Source organism: Parendozoicomonas sp. 2304DJ65-17 (assembly GCF_058148445.1).
Window position 1 is genome coordinate 267,110 of sequence record NZ_JBYVJV010000004.1, and the last position, 17,954, is coordinate 285,063.

General features: G+C 49.6%; 11 protein-coding genes. 6 read left to right on the plus strand and 5 right to left on the minus strand.

Annotated features, from left to right (window positions below; translation table 11 throughout):
* Positions 1–29 precede the first annotated feature (29 nt).
* Entirely contained in the window at positions 30–1,154 is a 1,125-nt protein-coding gene (mnmH, locus tag ACY2RR_RS13210; RefSeq protein WP_490108621.1) for a tRNA 2-selenouridine(34) synthase MnmH, read from the plus strand.
* Between the two features lie 147 nt (positions 1,155–1,301).
* Positions 1,302–2,462 carry a MalY/PatB family protein gene (locus ACY2RR_RS13215; RefSeq protein ID WP_490108622.1) on the plus strand — a complete coding sequence of 387 codons (1,161 nt, stop codon included), beginning with the start codon at positions 1,302–1,304 and terminating at the stop codon, positions 2,460–2,462.
* Between the two features lie 41 nt (positions 2,463–2,503).
* Here ACY2RR_RS13215 and ACY2RR_RS13220 read toward each other — a convergent pair whose 3' ends face one another.
* Positions 2,504–6,634 carry a hypothetical protein gene (locus ACY2RR_RS13220; protein ID WP_490108623.1) on the minus strand — a complete coding sequence of 1,377 codons (4,131 nt, stop codon included), beginning with the start codon at positions 6,632–6,634 and terminating at the stop codon, positions 2,504–2,506.
* Positions 6,635–6,898: 264 nt separating this feature from the next.
* On the opposite strand from ACY2RR_RS13220, the gene tsaA reads away from it, so the two are divergent.
* The 4 genes from tsaA to ACY2RR_RS13240 all read left to right on the plus strand — a co-directional run bounded on the left by tsaA (position 6,899) and on the right by ACY2RR_RS13240 (position 10,091).
* Entirely contained in the window at positions 6,899–7,612 is a 714-nt protein-coding gene (gene tsaA / locus ACY2RR_RS13225; RefSeq protein WP_490108624.1) for a tRNA (N6-threonylcarbamoyladenosine(37)-N6)-methyltransferase TrmO, read from the plus strand.
* Between the two features lie 109 nt (positions 7,613–7,721).
* The gene (locus ACY2RR_RS13230; protein WP_490108625.1) at positions 7,722–8,612 is read left to right on the plus strand and encodes a hypothetical protein; all 891 of its coding nucleotides are present in this window, start codon (positions 7,722–7,724) and stop codon (positions 8,610–8,612) included.
* Between the two features lie 66 nt (positions 8,613–8,678).
* Positions 8,679–8,897 carry a YheU family protein gene (locus ACY2RR_RS13235; protein WP_490108626.1) on the plus strand — a complete coding sequence of 73 codons (219 nt, stop codon included), beginning with the start codon at positions 8,679–8,681 and terminating at the stop codon, positions 8,895–8,897.
* 63 nt (positions 8,898–8,960) lie between these two features.
* On the plus strand, positions 8,961–10,091 hold the full coding sequence (locus tag ACY2RR_RS13240) for a glucosamine-6-phosphate deaminase (RefSeq protein ID WP_490108627.1): 1,131 nt from the start codon (positions 8,961–8,963) through the stop codon (positions 10,089–10,091).
* A 6-nt stretch (positions 10,092–10,097) separates the two neighbouring features.
* Here the strand turns inward: ACY2RR_RS13240 and ACY2RR_RS13245 are convergent, their stop codons facing one another.
* The 4 genes from ACY2RR_RS13245 to smc form a co-directional block, all read right to left on the minus strand.
* Complete coding sequence (locus ACY2RR_RS13245) at positions 10,098–10,685, minus strand: transglycosylase SLT domain-containing protein (RefSeq protein ID WP_490108628.1); 588 nt, start codon at positions 10,683–10,685, stop codon at positions 10,098–10,100.
* Position 10,686: 1 nt separating this feature from the next.
* A complete protein-coding gene (gene ligA, locus ACY2RR_RS13250) occupies positions 10,687–12,750 on the minus strand; it encodes an NAD-dependent DNA ligase LigA (protein ID WP_490108629.1) in 2,064 nt (687 codons plus the stop codon).
* An 80-nt stretch (positions 12,751–12,830) separates the two neighbouring features.
* Positions 12,831–14,096: a cell division protein ZipA gene (gene zipA, locus ACY2RR_RS13255; protein ID WP_490108630.1), complete on the minus strand. Its 1,266-nt coding sequence runs from the start codon at positions 14,094–14,096 to the stop codon at positions 12,831–12,833.
* 156 nt (positions 14,097–14,252) lie between these two features.
* The gene (gene smc, locus ACY2RR_RS13260; protein WP_490108631.1) at positions 14,253–17,750 is read right to left on the minus strand and encodes a chromosome segregation protein SMC; all 3,498 of its coding nucleotides are present in this window, start codon (positions 17,748–17,750) and stop codon (positions 14,253–14,255) included.
* Positions 17,751–17,954: the final 204 nt, after the last annotated feature.

The following is a 17,954-nucleotide window of genomic DNA, read 5'->3' on the forward strand; positions in this document are numbered from 1 at the left end:
TTGCGCCAGCTGAGCACTAAGTAAACGGAATGACAGATACGCGCCCCAACACTAGCGACTACCGCCGCCTGTTTCTGGAAGACATCCCCCTGCTGGATGTACGCGCCCCCATTGAATACAACAAAGGGGCTTTTCCCCAAAGTACCAATTCACCTTTGTTGAACGATCAGGAAAGGGCTCAGGTAGGCACCTGCTACAAACGCAACGGACACGATGCCGCAGTTGAACTCGGCCACCAGCTGGTTGCCGGAGATACCCGCGATGAAAGAACCCAAAGCTGGATTGAGTTCGCTCAGCAGCATTCTGAGGGATACATCTATTGCTTCCGGGGCGGAGAGCGCTCCCACATGGTTCAGTCCTGGCTGAAAGAAGAAGGCGTGAGCTACCCCCTTGTAACCGGAGGCTACAAAGCCCTGCGAAACTGGCTGCTAGATTACCTTGAAGAATCTATTGACCAATGTCGTTTTATTATTCTTGGCGGCAAAACCGGCACAGGAAAAACCCGCCTACTGACACGTTTCCCTGACCATATTGACCTGGAAGGGCTGGCTAACCACAGGGGGTCAAGCTTTGGTCGCCGGGTTGGCGGTCAGCCAACACAAATCGACTTTGAAAACAATCTTGCCATCAACCTGCTGAAGCTTCGGGATAAGGGTATCAATACCTTTCTTTTAGAGGATGAAAGCAAGTTGATCGGCCGCTGCTGTTTGCCGCCAACGCTGAAAGCCAAGATGGAGACCGCCCCCATTCTGTTGCTGGTGGAAGATCTGGAAACACGGGTTCAGATTACCTTTGAAGAATATATTGGCCAGAACCTGAAGGAAAACATGGCTCTTCACGGAGAAGAAAAAGGCTTCAGTATTTTCTCTGAAGAGCTGCTCGCCAGCATTGATCGTATTCGCAAACGTCTTGGTGGCGCCCGCCATCAGGAGTATCGATCCATGATGGAAGAAGCTCTGGAACAGCAAAAACGAGGGGAAGAACCATCCCGCCACCGGGACTGGATCGCAGCCCTGCTCAGGGATTATTACGACCCTATGTACGAGTACCAGCTGGAACAGAAACAAGGCCGTATTATTGCCCGAGGAAACCAGCAACAGCTCGCTGATGAGTTTCTTTTAACTGGAGCCTTATCCAGCCTGACTCCTGCATAATGAATAATATCTGGCGGCCTGTGACAAACAATGCGGGCCGTACCAGATACAACCTCACGCCAACAGCATCTAAAACTCTGGCCTCTCCCAGCCTGCCTCTCTACAATCCGGTCATAGGCTGATAACACGAATAGCACTGGATACGCCATGACCAGCACCCTTTTCAACGAAAACATTGATCGTAGAGGCACTTCGAGCCTGAAGTGGGACAAGTATAAGGAACAGGATATCCTGCCAATGTGGGTCGCCGATATGGACTTCCAGTCTCCTCCGGAAGTGATTGCCGCCCTGCACGACAGAGTAAACCATGGCGTATTTGGCTATACCCGCCCTCCGGAAAGCCTTGAACAGGTTGTGGTTGAACGCCTCAACAATCTTTACGACTGGCCTATTGAACAGGAATGGCTGGACTGGCTGCCCGGCCTGGTATGCGCACTCAATATTTCTGTGCGGACCTGCGCCAAAGAAGGTGAATTCGTTGCTGTGCCCTGCCCGGTTTACTACCCGTTTTTAACGGCTCCCGCTCTTGGCAACCGACAGATGCTGCAGATTTTCTGGCACAAAAAAGAAGACGGTTACTGGGAGCTGGATTGGGACTGGCTGGAACAGAATGTTAATAAAGACACCAAAATCTTTATGCTGTGCAACCCGCAAAACCCAAATGGCCGCGTTCTTACCCGGGAAGAACTGGAACGACTGGAACGGTTCTGCAAAAAGCACCAGCTCGTTGTCTGCTCCGATGAAGTGCATTGCGACCTGATACTGGATCGCGACAGTCGCCATATCCCTTATGCGACAATCAGCGACTATGCACGAGACAACTCAATTACCCTTATGTCTCCGTCCAAAACATTTAATCTCGCTGGGCTTGGATGTGCTTATGCTGTTATCCCGAATCCAGAGCTGCGCGAACGTTTCCGCAGAACCCGCAAAGGCATCGTTCCCGATCCGGATAATATGATCTTTGGCTTCGCAGCTGCCGAAGCTGCTTACCGCAGCGGAGAACCCTGGCGTCAGTCCTTACTGGAACATCTGCGTAGCAATCACGACTATCTGATGGAGCAGATCAATAGCATTCCCGGATTAACCATGACAGTCCACCAGGCAACTTACCTTGCCTGGATCGAGTGCAAACTTCCGGGAGTTAAGAAGCCACAGTCGTTTTTTGAAGAACATGGTGTTGGCTTATCTGCCGGTGCGCCGTTTGGTGATCCAAATTATGTGCGACTTAACTTTGGCTGCCCTCGCCAACAACTGGAAGAAGCTGTTAACCGTATAAAGAAAGCAGTGAATACGCTTTCATCTTAATTATTAAAAAGGGGCCAGATGGCCCCCTCAATAACACTTACTTAAACATCATCATTGAAGAACTTGGCGTAAGCCCCTTCTTTCGGGCTTGTTCTTCTTTTAGGTCGTCCACTACTGTAGAAGCCTGATGAGGTACTTTCGTTCGAGTGATTGCTAGCAACACTACTACGGCGACTGCCCTTGTTGCTTCCGCCTTTACGTCCGCGTCTAGCACCTATCGGATGGTCCACTGTCACATCATCAGAACTTGATGATGATTCGCTTCCACGCCTTTCAGGATTGAGAGGCGAACGAGAACGGAAACGTTCACGATCATCTACAGGAGTGCGCTCACGACTTCTGGATTTGCGTCCAAAATCTTCACCACGGAAGTTCAAACCAGACACATCAGATTGCAGTGTCGTAAGGTTTGGAGTCTCTCCATTCAGAGTCAGAGGCATAGAGCCTTCACGATCACTTCTTGAAACCCGCACAGGGTCAATATCCATATGCTGAGTATTCGTGAAAGTCTGCCTTGGGTAACTCTGATCAAACTGACGCTTATTCGCCTCTGTCTTACGTTGTGTAAGTGCTTCAGTAAACTTCTCAGAATCACTCTTAAAGTTCGTTGTGTCTACAGACCCTTTCAGCTCCAACGGCACAGAGGTTTCACGAGTACTTCTTGTAACCGGCTCAACATCGTCACCCATTCTCTGAGTAACAGTGAAAGTTTGTCTGGGGTTGTCCAGGTCAAACTGACGCCTGTTTTCCTCAGTTCTACGCTTTGTAAGTACAGCTTCGAACTGAGCCGAGTCCTCATTAAATGTTGAAGTGTTCACAGTACCACCGAACGCCAAAGGCACAGATCCTTCACGATAAGTTCTAGGCTCACGTGTTACAAAATCCAAGGTCTGTGTATCAGTGAACACCTGTCGAGGGTGCGCCTCATCAAACTCACTTAGATTAGGGTTGGATACAGTAGGTACTTCCACCTCACTCGAAATTTCACCCATGACAACCTCACTGCTTCCAGAACTACCTTCCGGAATTACAGTGACACTATCTGGTGTTGTGAGATCAACAGTCAGTGGCACAGAGTCTGGGTGCGAAGTTGATGTAACCACATCCCCAACTTCCATCTCACTACCATTTACTGGCAGAGGAGTCAGTATGGATGGAGAAGGAGGAGGTGAATCTTCCATTTCGCCAGTGGTAATAAGCTCTTCCCCACTCACACCATTATGAGTTGTTTCTTCTGTAACAACCATTACGGGGTCATGAGCCGGATCTTCGTCCTGCTCAGAGGTCAGGGTTTCCAGGGTAACGAGTGGTCGACCAGTGGTAGTGTCTTCAACAGCTGCGCGCCTAAGTGCAGGTTCAAACCCTTCATCTTCCGACTCAATAACACGAGAACGCTTTCTGCTAGCTCTTGCCGCTTCAAGCTCTTCCTGCATCTTCTGAAGTCTAAGCTCATACTCTTCCTTCTCTCGGGTGCGCTCACTCTTAACATGCTCAAGTTCCTTTGCACGCTCGTCAAGCAGGCTCTGAAGATCCGTACGCACCTTTTCAATTTCAGCGTTAGCACGAGCTTCAAATTCAGCTTTCTTATCTTCAAGAGCTTTCTTCTGAGCTTCCAGGCTCTCATTAGAAGTTTGCAGTTGAGCCTGCAACTGCGAAACCTCTCCCTGTGCCTTCTCTCTTGCTGAAGTAACCGCTCTCTCGTTTGCTGCCTGACTCCTCATCAAACGTTCAAGCTCTTTCTCTTTAGCTTCAAGTTTGGAAGAGAGCTCATTGTGAGCTGTCTCTTTACTCTTGAATTTCTCTTCGTAGTCAGAAACCTGCTGTTCCAGAGTCTGAACTTTTGTGGTCGCCTGCTCAGATGCTAACTGATTAGCCTTTAGCTGACCTTCAGCCTCTTCCAGCTTTTGAGCAACTTCTTCTACAGCCGCCTGCAGCTTTTTCTGCTCCTCGGAAGGCTCTTGCCCAGATGCTGTGCCCGACCGGCGAAGCGAATGCAGCCTTCTAGCTTCTGCTTCAGAACTTTCCTGCTTTGCTTTCGCCTCTTTAAGCTCACGCTGCAGCCTTTCTATTTCAGCCTGTTTCTCAGCAGTTCGCTTATCAATAATTTTCTGCAGCCTTTCAGCTGGGTTAGCATTAGCTGTGCCAGAATCAACCTCTTCCATTTCTTCGTCATCAGCTTCACCAATCATCAACTCTTCTTCCATTGGAGTATCTGAAGTGCCAGCGCTTGAAGTAGGTTTCTCCTGAGATGTCACCTTCAGCCCATCGTGCTCCATATCCTCAGAACCAGTCTTCGCCTCAGTAACCTTGCGATCTGTCACAGGTACTTTTGGTGTTGCCGTGCTGCTATCAGAACCACTGGCAACAAGCTTTCTTCTTCTGGCCTTCAGCATTGGACGCACCTGGCGCTCACTCAGGCTAACCTTGAAGAATTCCTTATGACATTCAGGGCTCACGCAGCACTGCATAACCCCCAGCATATGTCTTGCATTCACAATGCTGGCGTTAGTCTGCTTGGCGGGCTCAGTAAGTTCAGTAGCGCCTTCTTCTGGCTTAACCAGCTCTTGTTTAGCCATTGCCAAAAGAGCTCGATAAAGAACCACAAGATTGTCTGTGTTTTGCAGTGACCCACATAAATGGCTGATAACATCCTTTTCAGTGCGTTCACGCTCCTGGAGTACACCATTAGGAACCAATTGACCACCTGGCTCTTTAACCAGAACGTTCACATTAGGCTTGGCCAGATGGCTCACCATCTTCTTAGCAGCAGAACTCATAGCAGAACCTTGAGGTGCATCTTGCGCTACCTTAACGATCTCAGTCATCAAACGACCAAGATCTACCCGATCTCCTGTCAGATACATAAGAGCTCGGGTTCGGGCAATATCAAAGCAATTACCAAAGCCAGCATCACCCGTTTCATGAAGAGCAGAAAGGTGACACTTACGGCTAGGCGCAAAATCCATACAGTCATCTTCTTCTGCAGGAGGGCTGGTCAGATCACCAAGCAGGGAGTTTTTATCCCGTAGTTGCTTGTACAGCTTATTGGGTGGAGTTTCAGCTTCATAGGGGTTCTCACCATCCTGCCTTGCTACACTCACAAAGTCTTTATGATCCACACAGAGGTGTGCTGTCATCATAACCTGGGAAGGTACATCCATACCCATGGTGCAGAGACCATCACGCACCTCTGCCAGATCCATATTTTCTTTTTTTGTTGGATCTTTCAGCTCTGCCAGCATACCTTTGATAGTGGCTTCATCCTCGCGACCTACCTTCTTCAGATCCCGCTCTTGTTTTTTGGCGGCCAGCTGCATTTGTATATAACTGTGGGTATACAAATCTCTCAGGGTCGCGTCCATAGTTTCAGTCACAGCAGGCGCTGCGGTTTGCATTGCCTCCACACCACGCTTACCAATTTCCAGACGAATAGCATCAGAGAGTTTGCCACGATAGTGCTTGTCACCAAGCAGCTCTGCAAAGAATTTTTGTGTCAACTCCTCATCTGCCAGAACCTCTTGCAGGCTATCCATATCATTTGCTTTAACCGAGGTCAGCGCAGTGTGAACAGCCTTTGCCAGTGAGATCACACCAATGACTTCTTTTTTCTCATTTCTAGCCGCAAGAGTTCTCAGGGCATTGGTTTCCATTGCCAGTACAATCACAGCTTTCAGGTATTGTTCACGCTCCGGGCTTCTCAGTTGAGTCATATCACCTTGATTACGTCTCAAAAAGTCTAACGTCTTCTCATCAACACCCAGCGCTATGAGTAACGAACGGTAGGGTCCGTTTTTACTAACCAGCTGCCTGCTAACACCACCTACATTGAACTGACGGCTAAGCTTGGCCTCTGTAAGAGTTTTATAAACTTCTTCCAGCATCGCATCATGGTTGCTCCGTACTTTAACAAAGGTACCCATTGCATTAGCAACCGTAGCTTCACGGCCTTCAAGCTTCTTTTCTTCAGGCTTGGAAAAAAGTGATGGGCATATGCCACCAAACCACTTCACAACATCACCCACAATAGAGCTTTTGACTTCTGGCTCACAGACTACCGCAGTATAAGGGCGGTGGTGGCCGAACAGCTTGTGTCTATTCCCCTGAAACTTTTCCCACTCCGGGCCGCTCTCTCCCGCGTACCCAAGGAAACTCATCTTTTCTACTTTTTGCATTTTGCTTTCTCCAGCAGTCTGTGAGCGGCACGCGCCTGCTCCATTCAAGCATCCTATTAAGACCAGCGTGCCGCCTGGCATCCCATGTCTAAACAGGTTCCCATCCACGTAATTGACTGATAATGGAGATGACTGGTTCATAACAGCCTGAGCAGTGTCGCTAACTTGTGCTCCTCCTGTTTGGGAAAGTGTTGTGAAAACCGACAATTGCAGCCACTCACAGTGTTCGTTACGCTGCCTTCATAACCATATTGTGAGCCTGTTGTGTCTGAACATTCCTGCACTATTAACCCTGTTGGTATTATTCGTTCCTGCTATCGGGAAAAATTCGGCATCCCCCGGCAGCCGGGGCTGGCCGCCAGCGCCCGTGCAAGGCTGGAACTGACTGGAGAAAGCAACTGCCCAGAAGCAGTGGCAGGCCTGGAAGCTTTCAGTCACTTATGGATACAGTTCCTCTTTCACCAGACCCAGAATGACGGCTGGCGCCCAACGGTTCGCCCACCAAGACTGGGCGGTGCCAAAAGAGTTGGCGTGTTTGCCACACGCTCTACCCACCGGCCAAACCCGTTAGGCCTTTCGCTGGTCAAACTGGAAGGCATTCACCAGAAGAATGGTCAGGTGTGGCTGGAACTTTCAGGAATAGACCTGCTTGATAAAACGCCCGTGGTAGATATCAAACCCTACCTGCCCTGGGCAGACAGCGTTGATAATGCCGAGGCGGGTTTTGCTCCTACGGAGCCTGACAACCACCCTGTCAGGTTTACTGACCAGGCTTTAGAACTTTGCCGTCATTTTGAAGAAAAGAATGGTCAGCCTTTGCAGCAATTGATTGTTGAGGTTTTAAGTCAGGATCCACGCCCGGCTTATTTGAAGAAACGCCCACGAGAGGATTACGGAGTATTGCTCTGGGAATACAATATTCGCTGGCGGGTGACCGAAACAGGCTTTGAAGTATTTGCCATAGAGGCAGATCACTGATTGCGCTGCAGTCAGGGTTCTCTGGCTGCAACTTGTGTAAGATAAGCGAATCAGTCACAGTAGGTGACGAGCGACTACAGCCAATAATCAATCATAAGAATAAAAAAGAATGATGAAATCACTGACTGCAGTGGTTGTCACTGCTTCCTTACTGATAGCCTCTGGCTGCTCATCAACCCCTGAAAAAGGGAGTGAAGCAGCAGGCCTTTCCTCAATTACCAAACCAGTGCTGGATGTGGCCAAAGCCGCTGGCCGTGGCGTGTACTGGACTTTTGATGAAAGCTCCAAGCTGGTGATCAAAGGTTTGAAAGCTACCCGCGATGCCATTCCGGAAAATGTGCGCAACACCACTACGGAAACGGCCAGTACAGCGGGAGGCTTAGCAGCTGACGGTGCTCTATATACACTGTCGTTACTGCCTGACGATGTTCAGAAATTACTACCTTCTGAAATTGAAACAGCGATTCCCGCTCCCGCTGCTCCGGAAACCGCCCCTGTTCCCGCCATTCCAGAGGATGCCGACACACTGATTTTTGTTATGCGTCCCCACTTCACCGGTGTATTCAATCGCTTCGAAGTTTATCTGAATGGCAAAGAGCCCGAAAACCTGGCTGGCTATACCCGTCATTACGAATATATTGCACTGCCCCTTAAAGCAGGCCGGTATGCGCTGCACTCTAAAGGAGAAAACTGGTCTTCTGTGAATGTGACCATTAATCCCGGTGAACGTATTTTTCTGGAGCAGAAAGCCAGTAAAGGGTTATTCCTGAGCAACCAGAAGCTGGTTCAGATTACCCCACAGAAAGCCAGTGAATATATGGCCTTTACCGAACCCGGCTCAATAGTATTGGAAGGACAGGAAGTTCCTGGCCTTAGCTACATGGATGAAACCAGTCATCTTGCGGATTACGCATTCCGTCGCTCAAGCAAGCAGCTGGCAGAAACCAGCGAAGTCGTACAAGAGCTATACACTCGGATCGTCTCCCCGGAATCTCCCTGATAACCCCTGATTTCCAGCAAGGCTCGGTGATACACTGGGCCTTTCTTCTTTTTATTGACTGCAAATATGATTATTCCCTGGCAACAACTAGAACAGCCAACCCTGCAAAACCTCGTTATTGAGTTTGTATCCCGCCACGGCACAGACAATGGTGATGACACTGAGCTCACTGTGCGCACCGCACAGGTTCTTGAGCAATTGCGCAATGGCAGCGCAGTCATCGTCTGGGATGACCTGACCGAAAGCGCCAATATTGTTCCTGCCGGTGATATCGGTATCGCCTGAATACAACTATTACTTCTAAAGCCTCTGCTATGTTTCAGGCCGGTACTCTCCGAGGTCAGGCCAATGTCTCCAGTATTACTCAGGCTTTTCACTGCTTTTCTGTTACTCATTCCAACTTTGGGGTTTGCGGGAAAAGAGCCCGCAGAAGCAGTTGGAATCGCAATGGAACGTTTTCAGGAGTCAGAGCAATTTACCACTAGAATGAGATTAAGGAGTGACGACAAACCTTCCATCCACCAGGCCGCTGCCATGCCAACCACCTCCAAAACGAGAAAGAATAATTGGAGAGTTCCAGAAAAGCTCAAAGAAAAAGTTTCCCGCCACACCATCAACAAGCAAAACGTTTTTATTACCGATAAGGAAACCGGTGGCGAATTAGTGAGCAGCTGGATGGTTAACCTGCAAAAAAGAAGAACAAGATCCGGGCAGGGCACAACCTTTGGGATGGCAACGGGAAGCTCCCCAATTCCGGTTTATAAAAATCTGGTTAAGGCTTATAAGAAAGGGAACTTCACCACCACAGGTTTAAATACCGTCAATCTGGATGAATACGTCAACCTGGAAGAGGGTCATGAACAAACTTATAAAGAATTCATGAAGAAACAGCTTTTTGAGGCCATAGGATTACCTGAAAACCAGACTCACATTTTTGGATCCGGGCCACTCACTGATGACGAAGAAGGCGAAAAAGGCGAAGATGGCGAAGATGGCGAAGAAATCCTTCGTATTAACAAACTACTGGAAGCCTACCCTCGCCATCTGCAACTTCTTGGCATCGGCCCCAATGGCCATATTGGTTTTAACGAGCCCGACCAAACACTCACAGCAGACACAGGGGCAAGAGTGGTGAAACTTGCAATCGCCACCAGTGAGGCCAATAGCCGTTTTTTCGATAACAATATTAGTGCTGTTCCCACCCATGCCCGCACGCTGGGCATTGCCGATATTCTAGATGCAGATTCGATAGTCATCGTGGCTTGGGGAAGTGGAAAAGCCAGTGCGGTTCAAAAAGCCATTTTAGAGGCGGTCACCCCGCTTTTGCCTGCCAGCTTTCTACAAAACCATAAAAATGTGGTCTGGGTTATCGACAGTGAAGCTGCCAGCTTGCTTTTTGAAGAAGGTATGAGAGTGACAAGAAGCATGGCTCGCATGAATTCACTTCTTCAGGAACAGATTCAGCAAGCCAATGAATAAAAGAGGCTACAGATTACAGCGCCTGAGCTGTTCACCGTACTCACTGGCACGCCACTTCACTTTCGTAGCAACACTTAGCAGCCACTTTTTGCTATTGTGGCTGCCACGGGCATAACCGCCCCACCCCTCGTGATAATTCAGGTACTGCTTATCCGCATGCCAGAGAGAAACACCATTTTTCTCTCTGGATTTGTAGGTGTACCAGCCAATAAAGTCGATAGCATCTTCAAAGTCATCCCGGTCAGCAAACCAGGGATCAACTTCCCTCAGGTACATATCCCAAGTGCCATCCTGAGCCTGAGCATAGCCATAGGCAGAACTGTTACGAGGCAAAGGAATAAATAAAAACCATGGCCGGGGCGGCCGCACATCATGACGATAGCTGGATTCCTGATACATTATCGCCATCATCACCTGTACCGGTGTTCCCCAGCGTTTGCTGGCTTTTTTAGCCGCCCGATGCCAGGACGGTTTCTCTTTAAATACAGCGCACAGATTATGAGGTTTCTGCGGTGGCGTTGTCGATGCACAGCCAGTGAGCCCAAGGGTGACTGCCACCAGAACAACTATCTGAAATAATCGTGCGCTGCGCATATTACAATTCGACTCCGTATTCCTTGAGCATCTCCACAAATGCCTGCTCATCCTTAACCGGCACATCAAGATTCTGGGCTTTGGTCAGCTTGGAACCCGCTTTTTCACCGGCAACCAGACCTGTAGTTTTGGCGGAAACAGAACCAGCAACTTTGGCGCCCAATTGTTGAAGATGAGCTTTACCCTGATCACGAGTCATTAAAGACAAGGTTCCGGTTAACACCCAGGTTTGCCCTGCCAAAGGCAATTCGGCAGCGGCTTCTTTATTTACCTCAACAACAGGCCACTCGATACCTACGGCACGAAGTTGTTCGATCACCTCAAGGTTATGTTCCTGACGGAAAAACAAAGCGATATGTTTGGCAACAATGGGGCCGACATCATCCACTTCCTGCAGAGCTTCCTCATCCGCTTCCAGCAGTGCGGGAAGATCCCCGTAATGAGAAGCGAGACTGGCAGCAGTTGCCTCACCGACTTCGCGAATACCCAGTGAATAGATAAACCGGGCCAGTGTTGTTTTTTTACTGGCATCCAGCGCGGCAAGAAGGTTCTTGGCAGATTTCTCACCCATGCGTTCCAGACGCACCAGTTGCTCCACGGTCAGGCGGAACAGATCAGCAATAGTTTTAATGAGTTCTTTATCGACAAGCTGTTCAACCAGCTTATCGCCAAGACCATCAACGTCCAGCGCTTTACGGGAAGAGAAATGTTTAATGGCCTCTTTGCGCTGAGCCTGACAGAACAAACCACCAGTACAACGGGCAACCGCTTCCTCTTCACTGCGCTCAACTTCAGAGTCGCAAATCGGGCACTGTTCTGGCAGAGCAATCTCTTTAGCAGACGACGGACGACGTTCTTCAACAACCCGAACAATCTGTGGAATCACATCACCTGCACGGCGGATAATTACTGTATCGCCAACATGAACGCCCAGCCGTTCCACTTCATCCATATTGTGCAGAGTGGCGTTACTGACAGTCACACCACCAACAAACACAGGTTTTAAACGTGCTACCGGAGTAATGGCACCAGTTCGGCCAACCTGGAAATCAACATCAAGAAGTTCCGTCATCTCTTCCTGGGCCGGGAACTTACGGGCAATCGCCCAGCGGGGAGCACGGGCAACAAATCCAAGCTGCTCCTGCAAAGCAAAGTTATTCACCTTGTAAACAATGCCATCAATTTCGTAAGGAAGACTGTCACGCTTTTCTGCCAGTTTGCCGTAGTAGGCAACGCAGGCTGTAACACCTTTAACAATCTCCATTTCTGGATTGATTTTCAAACCCCACTCTTTGAAACACTTAAGGGTTTCACCATGAACATCCGGAAGTTCCCCCCCCTCTACCAAACCTGCGCTGTAACAGCACATTTCCAGAGGTCGGGTTGCAGTAATACGGGAATCCAGCTGACGAAGACTTCCCGCCGCAGCATTGCGAGGGTTTACAAAAGTCTTCTCATCTTTTTTGCGGGCATCTTCATTCAGCTTGTCAAAACCGGCGCGAGGCATATAAATTTCGCCGCGAACTTCAAGGCGTGTTGGCCAGCCTTCCCCCAAAAGGGTTAACGGAATAGAAGGAATAGTGCGCACATTCTGGGTAATATCTTCACCGGTTGTGCCATCTCCACGAGTTGCACCACGCACAAGCTTGCCATCTTCATAGAGCAGACTTACGGCAATACCATCAAGTTTTGGCTCACAGGCAAACTCTATATCATCTGTCGTCTTTAACCGGTCGGTAATTCGACGGTTAAAGTCATCCATATCTTCATCGCTGAAAGCATTATCAAGCGACAGCATGGGAAGCTCATGGCGGATCTGACCAAAGCTGGCCAGCGGTGTTGCACCGACACGTTGAGTTGGAGAATCAATAGTTACCAGTTCTGGATTGTCAGCTTCGAGAGCCTTCAACCTGTTGAGCAAACGATCATATTCAGCATCGGGTACGGAAGGATCATCCAACACATAATACCGATGATTGTGCAGACGAATCTCATCTTTCAGGCTGGCAATTTCGCTTTGAATGGCTTGCTTTTGAATAGCTTGGGTTTGATGATCAATGGACATGGCAACTGCCGAAAAGAAAACTCAACAGCCTGAGATTATCAGGCTGTCAAAGGTAAGAAAACAAATAGAAAAAGCGCGGGTTATACCCGCGTTGTAGACTTATTCCGATGCGCCAACTGGCGACGCTCAAAGTCACTGATTCGCTGGCGGTAATGTTCAAGGGTTTGAACCGTCAGCACACTGTGCTGTTCATCCCGCAATATACCACCTAACTCCCGGGACAAATGATCAACAGCTTCTACCAGTATCCGAAGCGCTTGCTGAGGCTGTTCTGGCCCGGGCAACCCCATAAAGAAACTCAGAGCTGGCGTGGATGACCTTTCCATGGATTTCAGATCAAAAGTGCCCGGCTCCACGCCGTTAGCAACACTGAATAGTACCTGGCCGCTGCCATCTTCCTGAACATGGCGATGGAAAATATTCATATCGCCAAACCGGAGGCCTTCTTCCTGAAAAATTTTCAAAAGCTGATCACCGGGGAAAGGCTGACCTTCAGGAGCTAAGGCATTAATGACCAGAACCTCTTCCATTACCTCGGAGCTGATGTGGTGCTCTTCCTGAGAAGGAGTTACTGGGGGCTCAATATCCCGTTCAGCAACTAGCTCTACAGGTTCACGACTCTTCACCTTACGACGAGGTTCTGGCCTCTTTGGCTTTTCCGCTTTGAGAACAGGCTCGGCTTTCTCGGCAGAAAACGAAGTATTCACTGGCTGGCGTGAACGAATACGCTCAGATGGTTTTCTGGCAGGTTCAACAGCCGGGCTGGAGAAATCATCCTGCAGATGAGAGTCATCCATATCCATCAGTACCGGAACCGGCTCATCCAAGGCCAGAGCTTGCTGACCGGGAAGAACCTTATTATCGACAACTTCTGGCTCACTCAGAGTAATGTCTTCAGTCTTTGGCGCAAGACGCTTTTCTGGAGCTGGTGTTGGCGGCTCACTGGCTGCTTTTTCTACAGGTGCAGGCTGATGTCTTTCCGGTGCAATAACTGGTTGTAATTCCTCAGACTCCTCAGCCACGACACGTGGCGTAGAAACCATATCAACCATTACTGGTTCTTCAATGCGATTAGGTTCAGGCTCAGAAATAAAAGGTTCGGCACGTACCGGACTGTCATCCTGAAACTGAAGCTCAGATTCTTCGCCCTGTTCACGCAGGCGAGCACCACCGTTTGGCAGCTCGCTGCCGAAGTCATCTCCCTGACCCTGAACATCTTCCAGCCCAAAGCTGAGTTCATTTTCCTTTCGGCGGGCCAGCCACATACGACGCAATCCGTCTGCCAGTACACCCAGCACCACCAGAACGCCAATAATGACCAGCCAGTCGCGCAAATTCATCTCCATGGATTTATGCCAACCTGATATTCCATCAACGAGCCAACCATGACTCGATTATTAACTGTAAAACTACCACGGTCTGAGCCCCATAAAAAACCACTCAGACCACTCTATTTTCGCTGGAATGACTCAAATCAAATGAGCCTCTTCCTTCTTTTCAACCTACATGACCGCCATGGCTGCGGCCTGTTCAATATCTACAGAAACTGGTCTCGAAACACCAGGTTCATGCATAGTGACACCAATCAGCTGGTTAGCAGCCTCCATGGCGATCTTATTATGAGAGATGTAAATAAACTGCACCTTGGCAGACATCTCTTCAACCATTCGGGCATATCGGCCAACGTTGGCATCATCCAGCGGAGCGTCTACCTCATCCAACATACAGAAGGGTGAGGGGTTCAACTGGAAGATGGCAAATACCAGAGCAATTGCCGTCAACGCCTTTTCACCACCAGAGAGCAGATGAATGGTACTGTTCTTCTTGCCTGGTGGCTGCGCCATAATGGTTACACCGGTATTCAGAAGATCATCTCCTGTCAGCTCCAGATAAGCCTGACCGCCGCCAAATACCCTTGGGAACAGTTCCCTTAGACCACTATCGACCTTATCGAAGGTGGCCTTAAATCGGCTGCGGGTTTCCCGGTCTATACGACGGATTGCACCTTCCAGTGTTTCCAGCGCGCTCTGCAGATCCTCATTCTGGGAATCAAGGTATCTTTTCCGCTCAGACTGCTGGTCATACTCTTCAATCGCAGCCAGGTTTATTGCCCCAAGGCGCTGGATTTTAGCTTCTAGACGGGATAAATCCTCTTCCCAGACAGATTCTTTTGCATCATCGGGAAGATTGCTAAGAACCGTCTGCAAATCGAAACCATCTTCCTGCAATTGCTCCTGCAATGTAGTTCTGCGCACCTGCAGGGTTTGCCAGTCGATACGCAGTTTTTCCAAACGTTCGCGAACAGTCTGGGCTTCCTGTTCCGCACCGGTTCGGCCACGCTCGTGGTCCCGCAGGGCATGCTCAACATTTTCCAACTGCCGGCGAGATTCATTCATCTCTTCTTCAATCACCAGACGGCTGTCGAGCAACTCTTCCAGTTCCATCTGCAGATCGTCAGTTGGTTCATCACTGTCCGCAAGGGAGTGGCGCAACTGAGTAAGACGCTCTTCGTATCGTTCACCCTGGGTTTCAAGTCGAGCAACGCCTTGCACCATGGATTCACGACGACTGGTTAAAGTGTGCTTACGAATAGATAGCTGGTGAGCAGTATCTTTACTGTGCCGGGCCATCTGGCGGATACGATCCAGCGTGGCACGCACATCATCCCGTTCCAGAAGCAACTCTTCACGACGCTCAGCGTCTTCTTCCATACGATCCAGAGCTTCCTGCAACCGTAAACGTGAACCAGAAAGGTTTTCCTGCTCAACCTGGCTTTGCTCTTCGGCTTCAGCAATTTCTTCCAGCAGACGGTTGCGACGTAATCCTTCCTGCTCCTGCTTTACCTGGCGTGCACCGAGATCTGCTTTCAGTTCACTCTGGCGAGAAGCAAGCGCTGTGAGTTGCCTTTGACTCTCTTCCCGTTCGGACTCAATACGCTCAACTGCATCCCTTCCCTCTTCCAAGGAGATACGCAGATTTTCTTCTTTTTCAGCCAGTGCTTCGAGATCATAAACTAGCTGTTCCAGTTCCTGCTGGCGAGCGAGAACACCGGCATTAGCATCGCTTTCTTTGGCGACGCGCAACCATTCACGACCCAGCCAGATACCATCGCGGGTAATAACCGATTCACCCGGTGCCAGACTATGACGAATAGCCATTGCCTGATCCAGAGACTCTGCCGCATAGATGCCGACCAGAAGATCGCCAGTACCATTGGCATAATTTCCCAGCCAGGGCAGCTGCCCTGCAGGTTGCTGAGCAGTGGCATGCTCACCGCTTAAGAATGTCAGACTGGCTTGTTCCAGTTCGCTTAAACCGGCGGCAATATCATCAAAGCCATCAACACAAACAGCCTGCAGAGTGTCACCCAGTACAGTTTCAACGGCAGATTCCCAACCTTCGGAAACCTGCAATTGTTCAGCCAGTCGTGGTTGGTTAGCTAACCCTTTCTGCTGCAACCAGCGTAAACCACCTTCACCCTGATCCAGTGCTGCCTGCTGCAAAGCTTCCAGAGAAGCACGGCGACCGCGAGATTCATTTAAAAGGCGGCTACAGGCGGAGCGTTCCTGCTCAAGACTGGTAAGATTCTGGCGCTGTTCACGAATATCATCCTGCAGCGTATCTCTGCGTTCCTGAAGCTCTTCTGACTGAAACTCCAGTTCAGCCAGTTCTTCCCGCAAAGGTTCCAGTTCTTCATCAAAACCGGCGCCCTGCAATCCAGACAGTTCTTCTTTCTGGCGAACCAGCCGTTCGCTCATTCGATCAAGAGCCAGTTCAAGATGCTGAATACGGGACTGTTCAACCTCAGCTACACGACGAGGCTCGCTGGATTGTTGGTTAAACGCATCCCAGTTTTGCTGCCAGTTGTGCATGGCCTGCTCAGCAGTTTCCAGAGCTTCAGTCTGTTCTTCTTCGCCAGCGGCAGCCAGCTCCAGCTCTGGTTCAATACCTTGCAGCTCTTCATCAAGATCAGCTAGCATTTGCTTATCTGATTCGAGATGTTGCCGGTTTTCCTGGAAGGCTTGTTCTGCTTCGGCGAGATCACGGGACAGTTGCCCGGCACGCTCGCGCTTATGGGTAATCGTCTGTTCCAGTCGGGTAATTTCATTACCGGTGGAATAAAACCGCCCTTGAACAGCCTGAAACGCGTCACCCAGTTCAATCTGCTGCTGGCGGAGTTTTTCTATATCCGCATCACTGGAACGCTGCTTGGCAATCGCAGCTTCTAACTGAATTTCAAACTCGCGAATAGCGTGACTCTGAGATTCCGCACCTTCATTCACAGTCTGCCAGCGCAAAGCATGAAGCTGGGCTTTTTTAAGGCGCTCTTCCTGCTTGTACTCTTTATAGCGGGCAGCGGCTTCGGCCTGACGTTTCAGGTGAGAAAGCTGACGATCCAATTCTTCTCGTAAGTCCGTTAAACGTTCGAGGTTTTCATTGGTACGACGAATTCTGTTTTCTGTTTCCCGGCGACGTTCTTTATAACGGGAAATACCAGCGGCTTCCTCAATAAAGACTCGTAGCTCTTCAGGTTTGGACTCAATCAGGTTGGAAACAATACCCTGACTGATAATGGAGTAACTGCGGGGGCCAAGACCGGTTCCCAGAAAGATATCCATAATATCTTTCCGGCGACATTTACTGCCGTTCAGGAAATAGGTGTTCGCAGAATCGCTGGTCAGGCGACGCTTGATGGAAATTTCGTTAAATGCGGCATATTCACCAGTAATCCGGCCTTCATGATTATCGAAAACCAGTTCAACCTGGGCATAACTTGCCGGTTTACGGGAATTGGAGCCTTTGAAAATAACGTCGGTAATGGACTCGCCACGCAGGTTTTTTGCGGAAGATTCACCCATTACCCAGCGTACGGCGTCTATGATGTTAGACTTGCCGCAGCCATTGGGGCCAACAACACCACACATGTTGCTGGGGAAAAAGACAGTTGTCGGGTCCACAAACGATTTGAACCCGGCCAGTTTGATACATTTAAGACGCATCGGGCCCTTGTTTTATCCTGTTATCATGACAGTCATGAATACGCTGGCTGTCAGCGCCGACTCCGTGGCGCCCCGACATTCTCCTGTACCGGAAGACAGGGCAATCCCCTTCGCAATTCAATAAAAACACGAAAGAGAGGTGCAGCCAATAGTTCAGGGTATTGTAAAGCTACGTCTCACATTAAAACAGGTGTGGCTTCCGAA